Annotated in this window: 23 protein-coding genes; 12 read left to right on the top strand and 11 right to left on the bottom strand. The window is 71.9% G+C overall.

The window, feature by feature from the left end:
- Positions 1-20: 20 nt before the first annotated feature.
- The 3 genes from ACFULQ_RS38375 to ACFULQ_RS38365 all read right to left on the bottom strand — a co-directional run bounded on the left by ACFULQ_RS38375 (position 21) and on the right by ACFULQ_RS38365 (position 2414).
- Positions 21-242: a hypothetical protein gene (locus ACFULQ_RS38375; protein WP_383553333.1), complete on the bottom strand. Its 222-nt coding sequence runs from the start codon at positions 240-242 to the stop codon at positions 21-23.
- Positions 243-272: 30 nt separating this feature from the next.
- Complete coding sequence (locus ACFULQ_RS38370; RefSeq protein ID WP_383553330.1) at positions 273-1511, bottom strand: anion permease; 1239 nt, start codon at positions 1509-1511, stop codon at positions 273-275.
- A gap of 153 nt (positions 1512-1664) precedes the next feature.
- Positions 1665-2414 (bottom strand): lysozyme, encoded by a 750-nt coding sequence (locus ACFULQ_RS38365; protein WP_383553327.1) that lies wholly within the window; start codon positions 2412-2414, stop codon positions 1665-1667.
- Between the two features lie 193 nt (positions 2415-2607).
- Here ACFULQ_RS38365 and ACFULQ_RS38360 point away from each other — a divergent pair, with 193 nt between their 5' ends.
- The 3 genes from ACFULQ_RS38360 (at position 2608) to ACFULQ_RS38350 (ending at position 6339) form a co-directional block, all read left to right on the top strand.
- Entirely contained in the window at positions 2608-3285 is a 678-nt protein-coding gene (locus ACFULQ_RS38360; RefSeq protein ID WP_383553324.1) for a class II aldolase/adducin family protein, read from the top strand.
- A 285-nt stretch (positions 3286-3570) separates the two neighbouring features.
- Positions 3571-4755, top strand: a complete 1185-nt coding sequence (locus tag ACFULQ_RS38355; protein WP_383553321.1) for an alpha/beta hydrolase — start codon at positions 3571-3573, stop codon at positions 4753-4755.
- A 180-nt stretch (positions 4756-4935) separates the two neighbouring features.
- Entirely contained in the window at positions 4936-6339 is a 1404-nt protein-coding gene (locus ACFULQ_RS38350) for a hypothetical protein (RefSeq protein WP_383553318.1), read from the top strand.
- Position 6340: 1 nt separating this feature from the next.
- On the opposite strand, the gene ACFULQ_RS38345 is transcribed toward ACFULQ_RS38350, so the two are convergent.
- Positions 6341-6754 (bottom strand): VOC family protein, encoded by a 414-nt coding sequence (locus ACFULQ_RS38345; protein ID WP_383553316.1) that lies wholly within the window; start codon positions 6752-6754, stop codon positions 6341-6343.
- A 115-nt stretch (positions 6755-6869) separates the two neighbouring features.
- On the bottom strand, positions 6870-7760 hold the full coding sequence (locus ACFULQ_RS38340) for a neutral zinc metallopeptidase (protein ID WP_383553314.1): 891 nt from the start codon (positions 7758-7760) through the stop codon (positions 6870-6872).
- Between the two features lie 264 nt (positions 7761-8024).
- On the opposite strand from ACFULQ_RS38340, the gene ACFULQ_RS38335 reads away from it, so the two are divergent.
- The 3 genes from ACFULQ_RS38335 (at position 8025) to ACFULQ_RS38325 (ending at position 11156) form a co-directional block, all read left to right on the top strand.
- Entirely contained in the window at positions 8025-9623 is a 1599-nt protein-coding gene (locus ACFULQ_RS38335) for an ABC-F family ATP-binding cassette domain-containing protein (protein ID WP_383553312.1), read from the top strand.
- 369 nt (positions 9624-9992) lie between these two features.
- Entirely contained in the window at positions 9993-10214 is a 222-nt protein-coding gene (locus tag ACFULQ_RS38330; RefSeq protein WP_004002281.1) for a helix-turn-helix domain-containing protein, read from the top strand.
- 129 nt (positions 10215-10343) lie between these two features.
- Positions 10344-11156 (top strand): enoyl-CoA hydratase/isomerase family protein, encoded by an 813-nt coding sequence (locus ACFULQ_RS38325; RefSeq protein WP_383553310.1) that lies wholly within the window; start codon positions 10344-10346, stop codon positions 11154-11156.
- A 124-nt stretch (positions 11157-11280) separates the two neighbouring features.
- Here ACFULQ_RS38325 and ACFULQ_RS38320 read toward each other — a convergent pair whose 3' ends face one another.
- Positions 11281-11991: a nucleopolyhedrovirus P10 family protein gene (locus tag ACFULQ_RS38320; RefSeq protein ID WP_383553309.1), complete on the bottom strand. Its 711-nt coding sequence runs from the start codon at positions 11989-11991 to the stop codon at positions 11281-11283.
- Between the two features lie 86 nt (positions 11992-12077).
- Between ACFULQ_RS38320 and ACFULQ_RS38315 the strand changes: the two genes are divergently transcribed.
- Genes ACFULQ_RS38315 through amaP form a run of 5 tightly spaced genes read left to right on the top strand, consistent with a single transcriptional unit; the run spans position 12078 to position 14436 of the window.
- Positions 12078-12536, top strand: a complete 459-nt coding sequence (locus tag ACFULQ_RS38315) for an Asp23/Gls24 family envelope stress response protein (protein WP_383553306.1) — start codon at positions 12078-12080, stop codon at positions 12534-12536.
- Positions 12537-12573: 37 nt separating this feature from the next.
- Complete coding sequence (locus ACFULQ_RS38310; protein WP_383553303.1) at positions 12574-12765, top strand: hypothetical protein; 192 nt, start codon at positions 12574-12576, stop codon at positions 12763-12765.
- A complete protein-coding gene (locus ACFULQ_RS38305) occupies positions 12762-13169 on the top strand; it encodes an Asp23/Gls24 family envelope stress response protein (RefSeq protein WP_383553300.1) in 408 nt (135 codons plus the stop codon). The genes ACFULQ_RS38310 and ACFULQ_RS38305 overlap by 4 nt, the downstream gene beginning before the upstream one ends.
- On the top strand, positions 13166-13852 hold the full coding sequence (locus ACFULQ_RS38300; RefSeq protein ID WP_383553297.1) for a DUF6286 domain-containing protein: 687 nt from the start codon (positions 13166-13168) through the stop codon (positions 13850-13852). The genes ACFULQ_RS38305 and ACFULQ_RS38300 overlap by 4 nt, the downstream gene beginning before the upstream one ends.
- A gap of 5 nt (positions 13853-13857) precedes the next feature.
- Positions 13858-14436: an alkaline shock response membrane anchor protein AmaP gene (gene amaP / locus ACFULQ_RS38295; protein ID WP_383553294.1), complete on the top strand. Its 579-nt coding sequence runs from the start codon at positions 13858-13860 to the stop codon at positions 14434-14436.
- A 76-nt stretch (positions 14437-14512) separates the two neighbouring features.
- Here the strand turns inward: amaP and ACFULQ_RS38290 are convergent, their stop codons facing one another.
- The 5 genes from ACFULQ_RS38290 to ACFULQ_RS38270 all read right to left on the bottom strand — a co-directional run bounded on the left by ACFULQ_RS38290 (position 14513) and on the right by ACFULQ_RS38270 (position 19359).
- Positions 14513-15268: an SDR family oxidoreductase gene (locus tag ACFULQ_RS38290; protein ID WP_383553292.1), complete on the bottom strand. Its 756-nt coding sequence runs from the start codon at positions 15266-15268 to the stop codon at positions 14513-14515.
- Positions 15269-15273: 5 nt separating this feature from the next.
- The gene (locus tag ACFULQ_RS38285; protein WP_383553335.1) at positions 15274-17055 is read right to left on the bottom strand and encodes a glycoside hydrolase family 15 protein; all 1782 of its coding nucleotides are present in this window, start codon (positions 17053-17055) and stop codon (positions 15274-15276) included.
- A 131-nt stretch (positions 17056-17186) separates the two neighbouring features.
- Complete coding sequence (locus ACFULQ_RS38280) at positions 17187-17984, bottom strand: SURF1 family protein (RefSeq protein ID WP_383553290.1); 798 nt, start codon at positions 17982-17984, stop codon at positions 17187-17189.
- 82 nt (positions 17985-18066) lie between these two features.
- Positions 18067-18300: a hypothetical protein gene (locus ACFULQ_RS38275; protein ID WP_383553287.1), complete on the bottom strand. Its 234-nt coding sequence runs from the start codon at positions 18298-18300 to the stop codon at positions 18067-18069.
- A gap of 75 nt (positions 18301-18375) precedes the next feature.
- Positions 18376-19359, bottom strand: coding sequence for a DEDDh family exonuclease (locus tag ACFULQ_RS38270; RefSeq protein WP_383553285.1), 984 nt, complete (start codon positions 19357-19359; stop codon positions 18376-18378).
- An 88-nt stretch (positions 19360-19447) separates the two neighbouring features.
- Here ACFULQ_RS38270 and ACFULQ_RS38265 point away from each other — a divergent pair, with 88 nt between their 5' ends.
- Complete coding sequence (locus ACFULQ_RS38265) at positions 19448-20176, top strand: VIT family protein (protein ID WP_383553283.1); 729 nt, start codon at positions 19448-19450, stop codon at positions 20174-20176.
- The last annotated feature ends 136 nt before the right edge of the window (positions 20177-20312 follow it).

The raw sequence follows: 20312 nt of genomic DNA, 5'->3' as shown, positions 1-20312 counted from the left end.
GTCGGGTGACGGGGCCGGCGTCAGGCCACGATCAGATAGATCCCGTACGCCACCGCCGCCGCGCACGCGGCGAAGCAGGCGTAGGCGCCGGTGACCGCGAGAGCGGCCGAGCCGCCCTGGGCGGTGGCCCGCTCCTGGCGGGACAGGCCCATGACGCCGAGGGTGAACAGGGCCACGAGGCCCACGGTGACGACGAGGCTGACGCCGAAGACGGAGCCGAGGGCTTCCCAGTCGATCTTCATGGTGAGGCTTCCTTAGGAGCTGGTGCGGGCTCAGACGGCGGCCGGCGGCGCGGCCGGTTCCGTGGTGGCGGGCGGGGACGCGATCGTGGCCGTGAGGTCCTCGGCGATCGTGCCCGCGGGCGGCGGGGTCACGGCGGCGATCGCCGTGGTCACCACACCGGCCGGCTCGTCGGTCTCGTTGACGTTGGACGCGTCCACGACCTCGCGGCGCGAGATCTTCCAGATCGCCGCGCTGGAGGCGACGAGGAAGACCGCCACGACCGCCGTACCCCAGTCACCGAGGTCGGTGACCGACTCGGCCAGCGCGCCCACCAGGGCCGCCGCCGGGAGGGTGAGGCCCCAGGCCACGAACATCCGGGTGGCGGTGGACCAGCGGACCACCCCGCCCTTGCGGCCGAGGCCCGCGCCCATCACCGAACCGGAGACGGAGTGCGTGGTGGAGAGGGAGAAGCCGAGGTGCGAGGAGGCCAGGATGACGGTGGCCGCGCTGGTCTGGGCGGCGAAGCCCTGCTGCGGCTGGAGGTCGGTCAGGCCCTTGCCCATGGTGCGGATGATGCGCCAGCCGCCGAGGTAGGTGCCGAGCGCGATGGCGAGGCCCGCCGAGAGGATGACCCAGGTGGGCGGGTCGGAGTCGGGGGCGACGGCACCGCCGGCGACCAGGGCGAGGGTGATGATGCCCATCGTCTTCTGCGCGTCGTTGGTGCCGTGGGCCAGCGAGACCAGTCCGGCCGAGGCGATCTGGCCGGTGCGGTAGCCCTTCGCGGCGGCCTTGCCGTCGGCCTTCTTCCCCAGCGAGTAGGAGAGCCGGGTGGCCAGCATGGCGGCGATGCCCGCGACGATCGGCGCCGCGACCGCCGGGATCAGGACCTTGGTGACGAGCGCGTCGCCGTGGACGGCGCCGAAGCCCGCCGAGGCGATGGTGGCACCGATCAGACCGCCCATGAGGGCGTGCGAGGAACTGGAGGGCAGGCCCACCAGCCAGGTCAGGAGGTTCCAGAGGATCGCGCCGACCAACGCGGCGAAGATGACCTCGGGACGGATGCCGGTCTCGTCGACGAGACCCTTGGAGATCGTGTTGGCGACCTCCACGGAGAGGAAGGCGCCCACAAGGTTCAGCACGGCGGACATGGCCACCGCGACCTTGGGCTTGAGCGCACCGGTCGAGATGGTGGTGGCCATCGCGTTGGCGGTGTCGTGAAAACCGTTCGTGAAATCGAACGCGAGTGCGGTGACGACCACAATCGCGAGGATCAGCGAGAAGTTTTCCATTTACCCAGGCAATCGTTCGAGGTCATTGGCTCGTTGAAGGTAGGTAACCTGAGTGAACGGAAGATGAACTGAGGCGGGCCGCACGGTGACCGGAATCTCAGGCGATTGCCCGGCCGGACCCCGCGATCCCCGTGCGACCCTTGCGCCCCAGGGCTACGAGCCTCTGGCGAACCGCTTCAGCTGACTCGCCGACCCGTTGAAGAGATTCTGGTCACCCGGCAGCGCCCCGCTGTTGTCGTACTGCCAGATCGTCCAGTACGACCATCCGCCGGGCAGCGCTCCCACGTCCGACGCGTTGTAGCGGGCCACCCACAGCGCGTGATCCGAGGCGAAGGCGCCGCTGCCGCCCGTGCAGGTGTTCCACCAGTGGGCGGTCGTGTAGATCACCGGACGGCGCCCGGTGAGCCGCTCGACCTCGTCGCTGAACGCCCTGATCCAGCCGACCATCCTCGCCTTGGAGATGCCGTAGCACTTGTGCTTCCTGTCGTACGGGTTGTATTCGATGTCGAGCGCGGGCGGCAGTGTCCACCCGTCCGCGGTCCAGGCGCCCCCGTTGCGCACGAAGTAGGCGGCCTGCGCCGTGCCCGACGACTTGTCCGGCAGTGCGAAGTGGTACGCCCCGCGGACGATGCCGGCGTCACGTGCGCCGTTGTACTGCTGGGCGAAGTGCGGACTGCGGTAGGTCGTGGACTCGGTCGCCTTGACGTAGACGAACCGGGCGCCCTTGGCCCTGGCCTGCTGCCAGTCGACGTTCTTCTGGTGCGAAGAGACGTCGTGCCCCTTGGGCCGGCTCGCCGCCGAGGCGGGCGACCCGGCGAGCGCCGCCCCTCCCACGGTGAGCGCGGCCACGGACAGGGCCAGGGCGCGGGTTCGGTGACGGGCGTGCTTGCGATCACGGGCCATGTGTCCCCCCGGAATGGCGTCGTGCAGACAAAGCCCAGAGGCTACTGGAAGATCCCCTCATCGCGGACGATCTCCGGCCAAGCCGTGAGAGAGGGGCGCGTATGCAGAAATGCGCCCTTTTGGAAGCCGTGCTTCCGCCCTACAGTGCCCCGGCCCCACGGCGGCCCGGCGCCCCGGCTGGCAGGATCACGGCATGGCTGAGGAACAGCGGGAACCGCGGGACGTACGGGACGACGAGGCGGACGCCTGGGACGAGTTGGTCGACACGGCCCGCCGGACGGTCTCCGACAGCCTGGTCGTCGGCACCTCCGGCAATGTCTCGGTACGCGTCGGGAACACGGTCCTGGTCACCCCGTCGGGTGTCCCCTACGACCGCCTCACCCCGGACGACGTGACAGGCGTCGACCTGGACGGCCACCAGGTCCTGGGCACTCTGGTCCCCACCAGCGAACTCCCCATGCACCTCGCCGTCTACCGCGCCACCGACGCCCGCGCGATCGTCCACACCCACGCCGTGCACGCCACGGCCGTCTCCACGCTCGTCCCCGAGCTCCCGCCCATCCATTACATGACCGGTGCGCTCGGCGGCCCCGTCCGGGTCGCTCCCTACGCCACCTACGGCACGGCCGAGTTGGCCGAGAACATGCTCCGAGCCCTCACCGACCGCTCCGCCTGCCTCCTCCAGAACCACGGCACGATCGCCTACGGCAGGAGCCTGTCCCAGGCGTACGACCGCACGGCCCAGCTGGAATGGATGTCCCACCTGTGGCTGACAGCCCGAGCGGTACCGGGTCTGACCCCGCACTTGCTGACGGAGGAGCAGGTGGCAGAGGCGGGGGAGAGGTTGCGGGGGTACGGGCAGCGCGCCTAGGGGGGTGCCGGGTGCGGTTGTGGGGCGGGTGCGGGTGAGTGGGGGCTGGTCGCGCAGTTCCCCGCGCCCCTGAGGAGTCGCAGTCACCGTCAGCCGCTGCGCCCGCCCCCACCGGACCGCAACGGGCCGCCGCAGGCATCGCAGGGGCGCGGGGAACTGCGCAAAGACGCACGCCCCCACCCAGCCCGCCGACACACAACCCTCCCCGCAGGCACACAACCGCCCCATACACCGAACGCCCCCGCCCACTGGCCCCACCCCCCTCCCCCCGCGACACTGAAAAACGTGCGCAGTGTCAAAGCGACGGCCGCCGCCGTCACCACAGCTCTCGCCGCCGCCGTCACCGCCGGCGCCGCCGGCATCGTCGCCGGCAGGATCGCCAGCGACGCCGGACTGAAGGCGCCGCCCGGCCGCCCGCTGCCCGGCGAACCCCGCCTCACCGTGCACTCCACCGCGGCCGGCCGCATCACCCTCACCAGAGATCTCGCCGCCCTCCGCCCCGGCACCTACGGCCTCCAGGGCGACTCCTCGCACGCCGTCATCGGCCCCGTCCTCACCGCGGAACCCCACTCCGCCGACACCGTCGTCCGCCGCCTGGAACGCGTCACCCACGGCACCCTGAAATCCGGCGACAAGGTCTGGCTCACCCCGAACACCCACGTCGGCGACCCGCGCTCCGCCCTCGGCCTCGACCACGCCGACGTCGACATCCCCGGCGAACTCGGCCCCCTGCCCGCCTGGTTCGTGCCCGGCGGCAGGAACACCTGGGTCATCGCGGTCCACGGCCTCGGTCCGACCCGTGAACACGCCCTGAACGTGCTGGAGTTCCTGCACCACCACCGCTTCCCGGTCCTCACCCCCGCCTACCGCGGCGACGACGGCGCCCCCCGCCCGCCCGACGGCCTCCACCACTTCGGCGAGACCGAGTGGCACGACCTGGACGCGGCCATGCGCTACGCCGTCGACCACGGCGCCCGTCAACTGGTCCTGCACGGCTGGTCCACCGGCGCCACCATGGCCCTGCGCGCAGCCGCCCGCTCCGAGCACCGCACACGCGTCAAGGGACTCGTCCTGGACTCCCCGGTGCTCAGCTGGGAGCGCACCCTGCGCGCCCTCGCCGCCGCCCGCCACACCCCCGGCGTCCTCCTCCCGCTCGCGGTACGCGCGGCCCAGGGGCGCACCGGCCTGCCCAGCGAGCACGCCGGGCTCTACGCCGACCGCACGGTCCCGGCCGACCGCGAGGACCGGACCGCCGCCCTGGGCCCGGCGGAGCCTCCGCCCCCCACCCTGATCTTCCACGGCCCGGACGACACGATCGCCCCCTGGGACCTCTCCCGCCGTCTCGCCGCCACCCACCCCGACCGGATCAGCCTCCACACGGTCCACCAGGCCCCCCACGCGGCCATGTGGAACGCCGACCCGACCGCCTACGAGGAAGCACTGCGCCGCTTCCTCACCCCGCTGATGTGAGCCCCCCACACCCCCGCCCCCACCTGGACCCACCCCCGGTCCCACACGTTCCGTTTAAGCCCGTACCACTGGCCTGATCTCGGCGTATACCCCTCCGCGCGGCCCCGGCGTTGGCCCTCCCCGTCGCCCGCCGTGACATTCCGTTTGGGTTTTCGGACCGTCAACCGGAAGACTGCACCCGTGACGTCCCGTATCCCGCGCGACTCCAGGCTTCGACTCGTCCGCCCGCGACCCCTGGCCGCCGCCCCCACAGCCGTGAACCAGCGGCGCCCACGCCGCCCCGCGCCCCGCCCCCCGGAGGGCACACCGGCCCCCGCGGAACTGGCCAGAATGGCGCGCTCCGGTCTTGCCGACGCGGCCCGCCTCGCCCACTGGGCCGACCACGCGCTACGCCCCGGCGGCGACGGCGCGAGCGACGGCAAGGGCACGCTCTCCGACGAGACAGCCGAACGCGCGGCCGCGGACCTCGGACTGACCGCGGCTCAGATCCGCGCCGACTGGGACACCGCCCGCCTCGCCGGCCTGGTCGAGGTGCATGGCGACAGCGCCCGCCCGGGCTGGCGGCTGCGCGCCTGGGACCGGGACGACAGTGCCGTACTGCGCGGCTGGGTCGCCCTCTTCGACGCCTGGTCGCTCGCCTCCCCGGAACCCGCCGACCGCGAGCCCGCCGCCGTCGCCGAGGTCGTCTCGGCCATGCCCCAGGTGCTCTCCTTCCTCCAGCTGTCCGCCGGACCGGTCCCGGTGGAGCAGCTCCTGGACCTCCTGGAGCAGCGCGTCACCGAACTGCGCACCGAGCGCTGCGAGATCCCCTACGGCCCCCAGCCGGAGCCCGCGCCGGAGCCCGAGACGGCCGAGCCCCAGGACGCCCCGCTCGCCCCCCTCCTCGAATGGGCCCTGCGTGCCCTCGCCTCCGTCGGCGCCCTGACCTACGGCGACGGTCAGGCCACCCTCACCCCGCTCGGCAGCTGGGCGGTGTGGGTCAAGCTGGAGCAGATCTGCGTGGCCGCGCAGAGCCCGGCCGGCAACATCGAGGTCGCCGCCGAGGAGATGCTCCGCGGCTGCGCCCAGCTGCGCCCCAACGCGGCCCGCGCCGAGTACCGGGCCTGGCTCGCCGCCCGCCCCGTCGGCAGCGCCGTCACCGAACTGCTCGGCGCCGCCCGCGGCGACGACGCCCTGCTGCGCGGCCTCGCCTTCGAGGCGCTGCGGGTCGTCGGCGCCCCCGCCGAGCCCGACGTCCGCTCGGTGGCCGACGAGCCCACCCTGCGGCCGTACGCCCTGCTGTGGCTGGCCGAGCACGACGGCATCGACCCGGAGGACGCCCACGAGGTGCTCACCCGGGAGGAGGCCACCTGGCTGTGGGTCGACACGGCTGCCGCCGTCGCGGACCATGGCGAGGCCCCGATGCTGGTGCGGCACCTGGAGTCGGCGCTCCAGCCGACCGTCCCCCAACTGCTCGACGAGGTCCGGGCCGTGGGCCATCCGCGCACCGTGCAGGTCCTGGTCGCCCTCGCCGCCGCCCACCCGGACCCGGCGCTCGCCAAGGCGGTCCGCCGCGCCGCCTTCCAGGTGCACACCGGAGGGTGAGTCAGGCGCGTATCTCCGGCGCGTAGGTGCCGAAGCTCCAGACGTTGCCCTCGGCGTCCCGGGCCATGTAGTCCCGGGAGCCGTAGTCCTGGTCCGTCGGGGGCACCAGGATCTCCGCGCCGTGCTCCACCGCGTGCCGGTGGTGTGCGTCGACGTCGTCCACCACGACGTACACCCCGGTGGGACCCGCTTCCTTCATCGCCGCGTCGAAGAGGCCGCCGCGGCCCTTGGAGCCGAGCATCACGGCGCCGTTGCCCTGCACCAGCTCCGCGTGCAGCACCGCGCCGTCCTCGCCCTCGTACACCGTCAGTTCGGTGAACCCGAAGACCTCCGTCAGCTGCTTGATCGCCGCTTTGGCGTCCGCGTACAGCAGCGTCGGGTAGATGCTCGGACTTCCACTGCCAGTCCCCGTCATGCCGATCACTCCCTTGTGACCAAAAGCCGTGAATGCGATCCGGGAACCAGTCTTGCAGCGACCACTGACAACGGCCCGCGAGCAGGGCAAACGCCCCTGCGGTGAGACGGAACGGTCAGCGGAAGGTGTCGCAGCGGGCCATGTCGCCCGACTCGTAGCCCTGCCGGAACCACGTCTGCCGCTGCGCGGCCGACCCGTGCGTCCACGACTCCGGGGTCACCCGCCCCTGGAACCGCTCCTGGATCCGGTCGTCGCCCACGGCCGCCGCCGCGTCCAGGCCGTCGGTGATGTCCGCGTCCGTCAGGTTCGTGATGAGCGGCCGTCCCGTCGACTCGTCCTTCGTCGTGGTCGCGTGCCGCGCCCACACGCCCGCGTAGCAGTCCGCCTGGAGCTCCACCCGCACCGCGTTGCTGCCGGCGCCCGTGCGCCCGTCCTGCGACCGGCTCAGCGTGCCCGTCAGGTCCTGCACGTGGTGTCCGTACTCGTGGGCCACCACGTACGCCTGCGCGAACGGCCCGCCCGTGGCCCCGAACTTGGAGCGCAGCTCGCCGAAGAACCCGAGGTCCAGATAGACCTTGCGGTCGCCCGGGCAGTAGAACGGCCCGACCGCCGAGGTCGCCGAGCCGCACGCCGTGTCGATCCGCTCGCTGAAGAAGACCGTGGGGGAGCGCTCGTAGGAGGCGCCGCGCCGGGCGAACTCCTGGTCCCAGTAGTCCTGGACGCTGTTGACCACCGCGACCATCCGGCAGTCGTCGCGGGTGTTCGCGTCCTGGCCGGTCCGGCAGTCCTGTTCGACCTGCGCGAGCCCGGAGGCCGCGGGGGCAGGCTGTCCGCCGCCGTCGGTGAGGCCGAGCTGGTCCGGGCCGACGCCGAGGAAGAGCCCGAGGAGCAGGACGATCAGGCCGCCGATGCCACCGCCGATGGTCGCCTTCCCGCCCGGGACGAGGCTGCCGCGCTCGTCCTGCACCTCCGAGGTGTCCAAGCTGGCGTCGTCGTCGAACTGCATGCGGAAACCGCCCTCTGCGCGCACCGGCCCCCGCAGGGCATCCTCGCCCCGCGGCCCCGCGCCGACCTCGGCCACTCACCCGAACGGGGGACGGCGACGGGACCGACCGGTTACCCGGAGCGAGACCAACCGAACACCCGAACGCAGAAAAAGTGCTTGCACGGCCCCGTTAGACTTGGCCCATGGCCATTCTCCTCGCGCATTAGACGGCGGGAACGTCCTCAGCCGCCCACAACCGTCATACACACGCCCTGGAGTCTGTCCGTGATCTCCGCCACCGGTATCGAGCTGCGCGCCGGCGCCCGAGTCCTCATCGAGTCCGCCACCTTCCGTGTCGCCAAGGGCGACCGCATCGGCCTGGTCGGCCGCAACGGCGCGGGGAAGACGACCCTCACCAAGTGCCTCGCCGGCGAGGGCATCCCCGCCGCCGGCCAGATCACCCGCTCCGGCGAGGTCGGCTACCTCCCCCAGGACCCCCGTACCGGCGACCTCGACGTGCTCGCCCGTGACCGCATCCTCTCCGCGCGCGGCCTGGACGTCCTGCTGAAGAAGATGCGGGACAACGAACAGCGGATCGCGAACGGCCAGGGCGCCACCCGCGAGAAGGCCCTCAGGCAGTACGAGCGCCAGGAGACGGAGTTCCTCACCAAGGGTGGGTACTCCGCCGAGGCCGAGGCCGCCACCATCGCCGCCGCGCTCAATCTCCCCGACCGGGTGCTGGGGCAGCCCCTGCACACCCTCTCCGGTGGTCAGCGCCGCCGTATCGAACTGGCCCGGATCCTCTTCTCCGACGCCGACACCCTGCTCCTCGACGAGCCGACCAACCACCTCGACGCCGACTCGATCATCTGGCTGCGGGACTACCTGAAGACCTACCGCGGCGGCTTCATCGTGATCTCCCACGACGTCGACCTGGTCGAGACGGTCGTCAACAAGGTGTTCTACCTGGACGCCAACCGCGCCCAGATCGACGTCTACAACATGGGCTGGAAGCTCTACCAGCAGCAGCGCGAGGCCGACGAGAAGCGCAGGAAGCGCGAGCGGCAGAACGCCGAGAAGAAGGCCGCCGCCCTGCACTCGCAGGCCGACAAGATGCGCGCCAAGGCCACCAAGACGGTCGCCGCGCAGAACATGGCCAAGCGCGCCGACAAGCTCCTGTCCGGCCTCGAGGCGGTGCGCCAGCAGGACAAGGTCGCCAAGCTGCGCTTCCCCGAGCCCGCGCCCTGCGGCAAGACCCCGCTGATGGCGGAGGGCCTGTCGAAGTCGTACGGCTCGCTGGAGATCTTCACCGACGTCGACCTGGCCATCGACAAGGGCTCGCGCGTGGTCATCCTCGGCCTCAACGGCGCGGGCAAGACCACCCTGCTGCGCCTGCTCGCCGGGGCGGAGCAGCCGGACACCGGTGCGGTCGTGCCCGGCCACGGCCTCAAGCTCGGCTACTACGCCCAGGAGCACGAGACGCTCGACCCGGAGCGCACGGTCCTGGAGAACATGCGCTCGGCGGCCCCCGACCTCGACCTCGTCGAGGTGCGCAAGACGCTCGGTTCCTTCCTGTTCTCCGGCGACGACGTCGACAAGCCGGCCGGGGTGCTCTCCGGCGGTGAGAAGACCCGGCTGGCGCTGGCCACCCTGGTCGTCTCCTCGGCCAACGTCCTGCTGCTCGACGAGCCCACCAACAACCTCGACCCGGCCAGCCGCGAGGAGATCCTCGGCGCGCTGCGCACCTACAAGGGCGCGGTCGTCCTGGTCACCCATGACGAGGGTGCCGTGGAGGCGCTCCAGCCGGAGCGGATCATCCTGCTGCCGGACGGCGTCGAGGACCTGTGGGGCGCGGACTACGCGGATCTCGTCGCCCTCGCCTGAGAGTCGGCGCCGTCTGAGGGTCACCGCCGCTTGATCGAAAGCGTGATCCACGGCGTATGGATCATTCGGCTTACCGGTGATCCATCATCTGTGTGAGATCTCCTCGTACCGAAGTGTGTCCTACATCCATTTCACGGCCGAGTTCTTCATCGACAGGGGATCGCCCGCTGCGCGTCCCTGACCTGGCACTTCACAAAAGAACCCGTTCGGCGGTACGAACATGCCTGGGTGGAATCACAGATTCCGCATGTGGGGACTCGCTCCTGTCGTCAAAACCCTGTCTCACGGACCTTGCCGAATGGGTGGCCATGAACGCCCGGAGGGGTGATCATGAGGAGACCAGAGCGCACTTCCCATGAGGAGGCACGGGTGGCCGAGACTCTGAAGAAGGGCAGCCGGGTGACCGGCGCCGCGCGCGACAAGCTCGCGGCAGACCTGAAGAAGAAGTACGACTCCGGTGCGAGCATTCGGGCGCTGGCCGAGGAAACCGGCCGCTCGTATGGCTTCGTGCACCGGATGCTCAGCGAATCGGGCGTCACGCTTCGTGGGCGTGGCGGAGCGACGCGGGGCAAGAAGGCCGCATCGTCCTGAACCGGGCGGCCCATCGGCTTCGATGGTGGCCACCCGGTCGATTGACCGATCGACCGGGTGGTTACTGTGCAGTCACTTAGCTGTGCCGTGCCACGGCACTGAGATGACCGCACGCATCGGAGGCGCCATATGGCCCTGTCCAGCCAGGACGGCCAGGAACTCGTTCCCCTGCTCGACAGGGACGGCGTACGGCTCACCGTCGAGGACACCCTCGCCACGGTGACGCTGACCAACCCCGCCAAGCGCAACGCGCAGAGCCCCGCTCTGTGGCGTGCCCTTGCCGAGGCCGGTCGGCTGCTGCCGGGCTCCGTCCGGGTCGTCGTCCTGCGTGGCGAGGGCAAGTCCTTCTCCGCCGGGCTCGACCGGCAGATGTTCACGCCCGAGGGGATCGAGGGCGAGCCGTCGTTCATCGAGCTCGCCCGCAGCGGTGACGCCGAACTCGACGCTGCCATCGCCGGGTTCCAGGAGGGCTTCACCTGGTGGCGGCGCAGTGACGTCGTGTCCATCGCCGCCGTCCAGGGGCACGCCATCGGGGCGGGCTTCCAGCTGGCCCTCGCCTGTGACCTGCGCGTCGTCGCCGACGACGTGCAGTTCGCCATGCGCGAGACCAGCCTGGGCCTGGTCCCCGACCTCACCGGCACCCACCCCCTGGTGGGCCTCGTCGGCTACGCCCGGGCGCTGGAGATCTGCGCCACCGGGCGCTTCGTCACGGCCGAGGAAGCGGTGAACACCGGCCTGGCGAACATCGCCGTACCCCTCGACCAGCTCGACGGCGCGGTGCACGACCTGGCGGCCGCACTCCTGTCCGCCCCCCGCGACGCGGTCATCGAGACCAAGGCACTGCTCCGCGGCGCCCAGGACCGCACCTACGACGACCAGCGCACCGCCGAACGAGCAGCCCAGACCCGCCGCCTGCGGGACCTGGCGGGAGTCGGGGACTAGAGCCTGTCGGCGAATCGGGCCGGCTGCACGGCGCGGTGCTGATCGGCACAGATGAGCCGGGTCCGGTGGTGCGCCGCAGACCGCCGTGCCGGACCCGCGCCGCCCGCCTGATCCGCCGGCGCTCCTAGCCCAGCACGGCTGTCACCAGTACGGCCACCGTCGGGTGATCCGGCAACGCCTGCTCCACCCGTGCGCGGACCGCCCGGGCCACGTCCAGGGCCCGGCGGTCCACCGCCAGTTCGACCCGCACATGGCGGCGCGGCAGTGCCCCCTCGGACGCCCGCTCGGTGATCTGCACGGGCCGTCCCAGCAGGCCGGTCAGCCCCGTCACCCCGGACACCGCCAGCGCGGCCTCACCTGCCCGGCCCTCGTCGCCGGAGCCGGCCGCGGCCGGCTCCACCGGCCGGGGCTCCTCGGGCTGCCCTTCCCGAGGGGACTCCTCGTCGAGCAGCCCCGTCACCCGCAGATCCACCGCGCCGACCTCCAGCCCCAGCGACCCGGCCGCCGTCCGGGCCAGCGCCGAGCGCAGCCGCTCCGCCGTCACCGGCACCGGTTGCGTCAGCGTGGCCTCGAACTCCGCCGTGAGCCGCAGCGGGCCCGGCGGCAGCGCGCTCGGCGGTGGCGGTACGGTGGGTTCGCGCGCGTCCGCCGGATCGGCGAGGCCGATGCGTACCCCGCCCAGCCGTACGTCCCGCAGCCCTTCGACGGCGGCCCGCAGCACCGCCGTAGCCGCCTCCTCGGAGATCCACGCTCCGTCGCGCGGCCCGCCCAGGGGCAGCAGTCTGCCCAGCCCGAGCTGATGCCGCACCGTCCGCGCCCACTGCTCCGCCGTCATTCCTCCAGCCTGCCGCATCTCCGGCGCGAGATCCCGCCAGCGCACTTACGGTGGTCGAAGGAGGACCACGGAAAGGGGTGACGGCGATGACCGACATGACACAGAGCACCGAGGCGGAGCCGCAGCTGCGCAAGACCACCAAGCGCGGCGGCGGGGACCCGGCGACCCGGGGGCGGACCACCATCGCCGACGGAGTCGTGGAGAAGATCGCGGGGCTCGCGGCCCGTGACGTCCTCGGTGTGCACGCCATGGGCAGCGGGCTGAGCCGCACCTTCGGCGCCGTGCGCGACCGGGTGCCCGGCGGCTCCAAGTCCGTGACGCGCGGGGTCAAGGCCGAGGTCGGCGAGGTGCAGACCGCCCTCGACCTGGAGATCGTCGTCGACTACGGCGTCTCGATCGCCGATGTGGCCAAGGCCGTACGGGAGAACGTCGTGGCCGCGGTGGAACGCATGACAGGCCTGGAAGTCGTCGAGGTCAACATCGCGGTGAGCGATGTGAAGCTGCCCGACGAGGAGGACGAGGAGCCGGAGCCCCGGATCCAGTGACCGCAGCACACCTTGAGGGACCTTTAGGGAGCGCACGATGAGCATGGCCGTGGTCGGCATGATCGCCGGCATGGCGCTGGGCTTCGCGGGGTATTTCGGCGGGTTCGGTGCCTTTCTGCTGGTGGCGGCGCTGGGCGCCATCGGTTTCGTCGTCGGTCGGTTCCTGGAGGGGGACCTGGAGGTTGGCGACTTCTTCCGCAGCCGTGACGAGCGTGACCGCCGGCGATGACGCCCGTGAGCAGCGAGACGGGCGAGGCGGCCGAGACGGACGGGCTTCGCAGACCCCTGACCACCACCGCCGTGGCACCGGGCGAGCGGGGCGCGACCCGGATCGCCGACCGGGTGGTCGCGAAGGTCGCGGGACAGGCGGCCCGTGAGGCGCTCGGAGCACTCCCCGCCGAGGCCGAACCCCCGTACGCCACCGTCGTGGTCCACCACGACCTCGCCCGTATCCGCATGCATCTCGAACTCGACTACCCCAGCGACATCGGCGCGCGGTGCCGAGAGGTGCGTCATCACGTGGCCGAGCGGGTAGTCGCGTTGGTGGGCATGGAGGTGTCGGAGGTCGCCATCCAGGTGGAGCGGCTGCATCCGGCACAGACGCACGGTGTGGCACAGGGGAGGACGCGATGAGCGAGCCCCAGGGCTCCGAGGGAACGACACAACGACTGCCGGTCATCGAACGGGAGGCCGAACCGGACCAGCGCGGCCAGTCCGCGTCGGCAGCCGCCTACGGACCACCACCGGTCCTGGAGGGCGGGGCGGGCGGCACCGAACGCCGCTTCTGGTCGGCGCGCAGGGTCCCGGCGGGCCTCGTGGCGCTGCTGCTCCTGCTGACCGCGGGCGTCTTCCTCTACGACATCGCAGCCGTCCGGGCCAACCGGCCGGCCATGCACTGGCGCCGCGAACTGGCCCGGCAACTGGCGGAACGCCCCCTGGACGACACCTGGGTCCTGGTCGGCGCGGGCGTAGCCGCGCTCCTCGGCCTGTGGCTGATCCTCCTGGCCGTGACCCCCGGCCTGCGCGCGGTCCTCCCGATGCACCGCACCCACCCCGACGTCCGCGCCGGCCTCCACCGCGACGCGGCCGCCATGGTCCTGCGCGACCGGGCCATGGAGGTGGCCGGCGTCCAGTCCGTGCGGGTCCGGACACGCCGGAAGAAGGCCGACGTCCGCGCGGTCTCCCACTTCCGCGAACTGGACGACGTACGCGCCGACCTGGACCTGACCCTCGCCGAGGCGATCAGGGGCCTGGGCCTGTCCCGGCCCCCCGCCCTCGCGGTGCACGTGGCGCGTGCCGCCCGGAAGAAGGGCTGAGACCGATGCTCAGGACCGTCAACCGCGTACTGATCGGCCTGGTGGGGCTGTTGCTGCTGGTGCTGGGCGGCTCGGTGCTCGCCGTGGGTCTCGGTGTGAAGCCGCCCTCCTGGTGGATCCACGACGGCAAGAACGATGTCCTGCTGAGCGACGCCGAGCGCACCCGCTGGGACGGCGAGAGCTGGTGGTGGCCGACGGTCATCGCCGCCCTGGCACTCGTGGTGCTCCTGACCCTGTGGTGGCTGACGGCGGTCCTGCGCAGGCGCCGGCTCACGGAGGTCCGCGTCAACACGGGGGACGGCGAGGGCGCGCTCCTGAGGGGCCGGGCGCTGGAGGGCGTACTGGAGAACGAGGCGGGCCAGATGGACGGCGTCCACCGAGCCCAAGCACGCCTCAAAGGCCGCTCGGACGCCCCCGAGACCCGCGTACGCCTCCACCTGGAACCGCACGCGGACCCCGGAACCACCCTGAACAACCTGACGGCAGAGGCCCTGACCCACGCCCGCGCTTCAGCAGGCCTCGACTCACTACCGGCCGAGGTCCGCATGACAGCGGTCAAGCACAAGGCAGAAAGGGTCAGTTGAGGCCCTTAGGGGCGCGGGGCCGTACCGATGTGCGGCTCCGCCGCGTGGGCGCGACAAGCCCCCACCGGCCCGCGCCCTAGAACCCGTGCCGCATGCCCCCATCAACGGGCAACATGACCCCGGTCAGATAAGAGGCGGCCGGCGACAGGAAGAACGCGGCCGTGCGCCCGAACTCCTCCGGCGTCCCATACCGCCGCAACGGAATCCGCGACTCGTTCGCCGCCCGCGTCGCCTCAGGATCCGCCGACATCCCGTCCAGCTCGCGCACGCGATCCGTGTCGATCCGGGACGGCAGCAACCCGACGACCCGGATCCCCCGCGGCCCGAGCTCGTCCGCGAGCGACTTCGCGAACCCGGCGAGACCGGGCCGCAGCCCGTTCGAGATCGTCAGCCCCGGAATCGGCTCGTGCACGGAGGCCGACAGCACGAACCCGATGACACCCCCTTCCTCCAGCTCGGCCGCGGCCGCCCGGGCCAACCGAACGGCCCCCAGGAACACCGACTCGAACGCGCTCTGCCACTGCTCGTCCGTGTTGTCGGCGACGAAGCCGGGCGCGGGCCCGCCCACACTGATGAGCACCCCGTCGAACCCGCCGAAGTGCTCACGCGCGGCCGCGATCAGCCGCTCCGGCGCCGACGGGTCGGCGTTGTCGACACCCACCCCCACCGCGTTCGGCCCCAACTCCGCCGCCGCGGCCAGCGCACGCGACTCGTCCCGCCCGCTCACCACGACCTTCGCCCCGTCCGCGACCAGCTCACGCGCGGCCGCGTTGCCGAGCCCACGGGTCGCTCCGGTGACGACGTACACACGGTCCTTCAGCCCAAGATCCATGGCCCCTATCCTGCCTCCTGGTTCCCGAAGAGCGTGAGGGCGGTGTTCACCAGTCCGACGTGACTGAACGCCTGCGGGAAGTTCCCGAGCTGCGCGCCGGCCACCGGGTCGTACTCCTCGGACAGCAGTCCCACGTCGTTGGCCAGCCCCAGCAGCCGTTCGAAGAGGTCCCGCGCCTCCTTCGTGCGGCCCGTCATGTGCAGCGCGTCGGCGAGCCAGAACGAGCACACCAGGAAGGCGCCCTCGCCGCCGGGCAGCCCGTCCACCGGGGTCCGCTCGGCGCTGTACCGCCGTACGAACCCGTCGTGCTCCAGCTCCGCACGGACCGCGTCGATGGTGCCGACGACCCGGGGATCGTCGGGGGGCAGGAAGCCGACGCGGGGGATCAGCAGCAGGGACGCGTCGAGTTCGCGGGAGCCGTAGTACTGGGTGAAGGTGTTGCGTCCGGCGTCGTAGCCCTTCTCGCAGACCTCGCGGTGGACCTCCTCGCGCAGCGTGCGCCAGCCCTCCAGGTCGCCGCCCAGATACGGGTAGGCGGCGAGCGCGCGCACCGCGCGGTCGGCGGCGACCCACACCATGACCTTGGAGTGGACGAAGTCGCGGCGGCCGCCGCGCACCTCCCAGATCCCCTCGTCCGGCTGCCGCCAGGAGGAGCGGAGGAAGCCCAGCAGGATGCTCTGCAGGGACCACATGTGCGGCTGGGCGGACAGCCCGGCCCGACGGGCCAGGAACAGCGAGTCCATGACCTCGCCGTACACGTCCAGCTGGAGCTGTTTCACGGCCTCGTTGCCGATGCGGACCGGCCGGGAGCCGCCGAAGCCGGCCAGCCAGGGCAGTTCGAACTCGGGCAGCCGTCGCTCGCCCGCGACGCCGTACATGATCTGGAGGTCCGCCGGGTCGCCGGCGACCGCGCGCAGCAGCCAGTTCCGCCAGGCCTCGGCCTCCTCCAGATAGCCGCACTGGACCAGGGCGCCCAGGGTGAGGGTGGAGTCGCGCAGCCAGCAGTAGCGGTAGTCCCAGTTGCGCACCCCGCCCATCTCCTCGGGCAGCGAGGTGGTGGCCGCGGCCACGATGCCGCCGGTCGGGCGGTAGGTGAGCGCCTTGAGGGTGATCAGGGAGCGGACCACGGCGTCCCGGTGCGGGCCGTCGTAGCGGCAGCGCGCCGACCACTCCTGCCAGTCGGCCACGCTGCTCTCCAGCGTCTCGAACGGGTCGGTCAGCGGGGGACGCGGCTCGTGCGAGGGGTGCCAGGTCAGGACGAACGCGACCTTCTCGCCCTCCTCGACGGTGAACTCCGAGTGCGTCCCGAAGTGCTCGCCCCAGGTGCGCACCGGCGGCACGCTGCGCAGCCACGTCGAGTCGGGCCCCGCGACGGCCACCCGCTGCCCGTCGGCCTTGCGCACCCACGGCACGATCGAGCCGTACTCGAAGCGCAGCCGGAGCGTGCTGCGCACGGTGACCCGGCCGCGCAGCCCTTCCACGACCCGTACGAGGTCGGGGGCGATGTCTCGCTGGGGCATCAGGTCGGTGACCCGCACCGCGCCCTCGTCGGTCTCCCACTCGGTGTCCAGGACGAGGGTGCCGGGACGGTAGCCGCGCCTGGTGCACCGGTCGGCGCCGTCGGGAGCGATCCGCCAGTGACCGTTCTCCTCGTCGCCGAGCAGCCGAGCGAAGCAGGCCGCCGAGTCGAAGCGGGGCAGGCACAGCCAGTCCACGGAGCCGTCCGTGCCGACCAGGGCGGCGGTCTGTTCGTCGCCGATGAGGGCGTAGTCCTCGATACGGGGGATCCGGTGAGCCGGTGGGGTTCGGGGGTGCACGCAGTGCCGTTTCCCGGCTGGTCCCGGGGGCAATCAGGGGTGCGGCCGGGGGAGTGACGCGGCTGTCCCGGAGAACCGCACGCTGGGGAACTGCTGACCGATCACACCGCGGCCGGCTCGGCCTCCGTGGTGCTCTCCTGCTCCGCCTTCTCCCGGCGGTCGCGCAGCTCGCGGCGGACCAGGATCACCCAGCCGATCGGTACGCCGACCGAGAACAGCCACCACTGGATCGCGTAGGCGTAGTTCAGCGCGGCGTCCTCCTTGCCGGGGTTGCCGCCGATCAGTTCGGGAGTGTCGCCCTTGGGCTCGGGCGCGATCTGCGCGATGTAGCCGCCGAGGACCTGCTTGCCGAGCCGCTGGGCCTGCTGCTCGCTGTTGATCAGCATGATCTGCCGGTCCGGCAGTCCCTTGAGGTTCTTGATGCCGCTCGCCGCGGTCGTCTCGTCGGGCATCAGCCGCCCGGTGACGGTGATCTCGCCGGCGGGGGGAGCGGGGATCTTCGGGAACGCGGTCTGGCTCGGACCGTTGGAGGGGATCCAGCCCCGGTTGACCAGCAGCACCTTGCCGTCGTCGAGGACGAAGGGGGTCAGGACGTGGTAGCCGACCTCGTCGTCGGAGTTGACGCGGCGCCGGACGACGACCTCGTCGTCGGTGTCGAAGTGCCCCTTGGCGGTGACCTTGCGGTACCGGTCGTGCGTGGTGACCGTGTGCCCCGGGGAGGTCATCTCCTCCACCGGCACCGGCCGGGCGTTCAGCGCGTCGGTCACCAGCTGGTTGCGGGCGCTGCGCTCCTCGTAGCGGTGCATCTGCCAGATGCCCAGCCGGATCATCGTGGGGATGAGCAGCAGGGCGACCAGCGTGAGGATCACCCACTGCCGGGACAACAGGAAGCGGTACACCCCACGACGGTACCTCTCGGGTCGTGGGGTGCCTTGGGCAGGGGTGGGTGAGGCACGCAGGGGGGCAGACCGCAGGGCCGGCTCAGACCCGGTCCACGATGCCCACCTTCCCCTCCGCGCGGGCGCAGTGCGCACCGCAGAACCAGTGGCCGTCGACCTCCACACCCTGCCCGATGATCTGCACACGACAGTGCTCGCAGATCGGTGCCATCCGGTGGATCGCGCAGGAGAAGCAGTCGAAGACATGCACCGCGCCCTGGGCGTGCACCTCGAAGGTCATGCCGTAGTTATTGCCGCAAACTTCGCAAGTCGCCATGCGCCACAGGGTGAGCCGTGGCCGCCGCGGGGGCGAGCCGGCGCCGGGCGAGTCGTACGACAATCACCCGTACGGTCATCCCTCCGACGCGGGTTCCACATCCCGCAGGAGCTGTCCGAAGGCCGCCTCGTCGACGACCGGTGTGCCGAACTGCCGGGCCTTGACCACCTTGGACGTGCCCGAGTCCGGGTCGTTGGTGACGAGGAGGCTCGTCAGCCGGGAGATGCTGGTGGCGACGTGCAGCCCGGCCTCGATCGCCCGGTCCTCCAGGAGGTCGCGCTCGGTCGAGGTGTCTCCGGAGAACGCGATCCGCATGCCCTGCTTGAGCGGCCTGCCGTCCTCGTACCGCCCCGGGTTGGGGTAGGGGCACGCGGGCCGCTTGCGCGCGGGCCGCCAACTGGTCGGCCGATAGCTGCCGTAGCTCGCCGACTGCCGTGGCACGGCCCGGTCCGTCCACTCGGTCAGCGGCCGGCACTCGTGCAGCGGCAGCCGCACACTGCGCGCGGCCGCGGCCCGCAGACTCGGCCGGAATGCCTCCGCGAGCACGCGCGCGTCGTCGAGGGCGTGGTGCGCCCGCCGCTGTACGACGCCGAAGTGGGCCGCCAGCGACTCCAGCTTGTGGTTGGGCAGCGGCAGGCCGAGCTCCTTGGACAGCACGATGGTGCACAGCCGCTGGCTCACCGGAGCCACCCGCCCCGCGCGCGCGTACTCGCGGGCGATCATCTGCCAGTCGAAGACGGCGTTGTGCGCGACGAGGACGCGGCCGTCGAGACGGGCCGAGAACTCCTCGGCGATGTCCTGGAAGAGGGGCGCGCCTTCGAGGGTGTCGCTCGTCAGCCCGTGGATCCACACCGGTCCGGGATCGCGCTCCGGATTGACCAGCGTGTACCAGTGGTCCTCGACCTCACCGCGGGCGTCCAACCGGTAGACGGCCGCCGAGATTATCCGGTCGTCCCGGGCCAGTCCGGTGGTCTCCACGTCGACGACCGCGTATCCCTGCGGATACGCGGCCGGCCACGCTGTGGGGGAGGACGCTGCGGTGGTCTGGTCTTCGAGCATGGTTCATGAGGATACGGGCCGGGACTGACAGTCCCTCACGGCGGCGTCGGTGCGGGGCCGTCGAGGCCCGGGGTGCGATCCTCCGGGGGTGACCGAAGAGGGTGTGAGCGGACCGGCGCACGGCGAGGCCCACGGCGGTGGACTCGGTGCCCGCCTCAACTGGCTGCGCGCGGCTGTCCTGGGCGCGAACGACGGCATCGTCTCCACGGCGGGACTGGTCGTCGGTGTGGCCGGAGCTACGAGCGACCGCGCCGCGTTGCTGACGGCGGGTCTGGCGGGCCTGCTGGCGGGCTCGATGTCGATGGCGGCCGGCGAGTACGTGTCCGTGTCGACCCAGCGCGACTCCGAGGAGGCCGCCCTGGCCGTGGAGCAACGCGAACTCCGCGAACAGCCCGAAGCGGAGCTGGAGGAGTTGACGGAACTGCTGGAGGAACGCGGCCTCTCGCGCGAGGTCGCCCGCGAGGCGGCGGAGCAACTGACGGAACGCGACGCACTGCGCGCCCACGCGCGCGTGGAACTCGGCATCGACCCCGACGAGTTGACCAACCCCTGGCACGCGGCCTGGGCGAGCTTCCTGGCGTTCACGGCAGGCGCGCTGCTCCCCCTGCTGGCCATCGTCCTGCCCCCGTCGGGATGGCGGGTGCCGGTGACGGTGGTGTCGGTGGTGGGCGCGCTGGTACTGACCGGCTGGAGCAGCGCCCGCCTGGGGGCTGCGGCACCGGGGCGGGCGGTGCTGCGGAACGTGGGCGGCGGGTTGCTGGCGATGGGGGTCACTTATGGGGTCGGGGTGCTGTTGGGCGCGGCGGGCGTCGGTTGATGTGGCGCCAGGCCGGCCTCCGAGGCGCGGGTGCGTCCACCGGCATCCCTTGGCGGAGATCACCAAGAAGCAAGCGCGTACCGCCGTTAATACTTGTGGGTAACAACGTCTAGCCGCGTCCCACCGGCGGTTCTAC

The sequence above is a fragment of the Streptomyces sp. NPDC057253 genome, from assembly GCF_042669125.1.
GTDB lineage: Bacteria > Actinomycetota > Actinomycetes > Streptomycetales > Streptomycetaceae > Streptomyces.
This window is presented reverse-complemented; position numbering and strand designations above follow the sequence as displayed.

Bases quoted from the DNA above. Each gene is read 5' to 3' on its own strand.
- ACFULQ_RS38375 (WP_383553333.1), bottom strand. From the start codon at position 242: ATGAAGATCGACTGGGAAGCCCTCGGCTCCGTCTTCGGCGTCAGCCTC.
- ACFULQ_RS38370 (WP_383553330.1), bottom strand. From the start codon at position 1,511: ATGGAAAACTTCTCGCTGATCCTCGCGATTGTGGTCGTCACCGCACTC.
- ACFULQ_RS38365 (WP_383553327.1), bottom strand. From the start codon at position 2,414: ATGGCCCGTGATCGCAAGCACGCCCGTCACCGAACCCGCGCCCTGGCC.
- ACFULQ_RS38360 (WP_383553324.1), top strand. From the start codon at position 2,608: ATGGCTGAGGAACAGCGGGAACCGCGGGACGTACGGGACGACGAGGCG.
- ACFULQ_RS38345 (WP_383553316.1), bottom strand. From the start codon at position 6,754: ATGACGGGGACTGGCAGTGGAAGTCCGAGCATCTACCCGACGCTGCTG.
- ACFULQ_RS38340 (WP_383553314.1), bottom strand. From the start codon at position 7,760: ATGCAGTTCGACGACGACGCCAGCTTGGACACCTCGGAGGTGCAGGAC.
- ACFULQ_RS38325 (WP_383553310.1), top strand. From the start codon at position 10,344: ATGGCCCTGTCCAGCCAGGACGGCCAGGAACTCGTTCCCCTGCTCGAC.
- ACFULQ_RS38320 (WP_383553309.1), bottom strand. From the start codon at position 11,991: ATGACGGCGGAGCAGTGGGCGCGGACGGTGCGGCATCAGCTCGGGCTG.
- ACFULQ_RS38315 (WP_383553306.1), top strand. From the start codon at position 12,078: ATGACCGACATGACACAGAGCACCGAGGCGGAGCCGCAGCTGCGCAAG.
- ACFULQ_RS38310 (WP_383553303.1), top strand. From the start codon at position 12,574: ATGAGCATGGCCGTGGTCGGCATGATCGCCGGCATGGCGCTGGGCTTC.
- ACFULQ_RS38305 (WP_383553300.1), top strand. From the start codon at position 12,762: ATGACGCCCGTGAGCAGCGAGACGGGCGAGGCGGCCGAGACGGACGGG.
- ACFULQ_RS38300 (WP_383553297.1), top strand. From the start codon at position 13,166: ATGAGCGAGCCCCAGGGCTCCGAGGGAACGACACAACGACTGCCGGTC.
- amaP (WP_383553294.1), top strand. From the start codon at position 13,858: ATGCTCAGGACCGTCAACCGCGTACTGATCGGCCTGGTGGGGCTGTTG.
- ACFULQ_RS38290 (WP_383553292.1), bottom strand. From the start codon at position 15,268: ATGGATCTTGGGCTGAAGGACCGTGTGTACGTCGTCACCGGAGCGACC.
- ACFULQ_RS38275 (WP_383553287.1), bottom strand. From the start codon at position 18,300: ATGGCGACTTGCGAAGTTTGCGGCAATAACTACGGCATGACCTTCGAG.
- ACFULQ_RS38270 (WP_383553285.1), bottom strand. From the start codon at position 19,359: ATGCTCGAAGACCAGACCACCGCAGCGTCCTCCCCCACAGCGTGGCCG.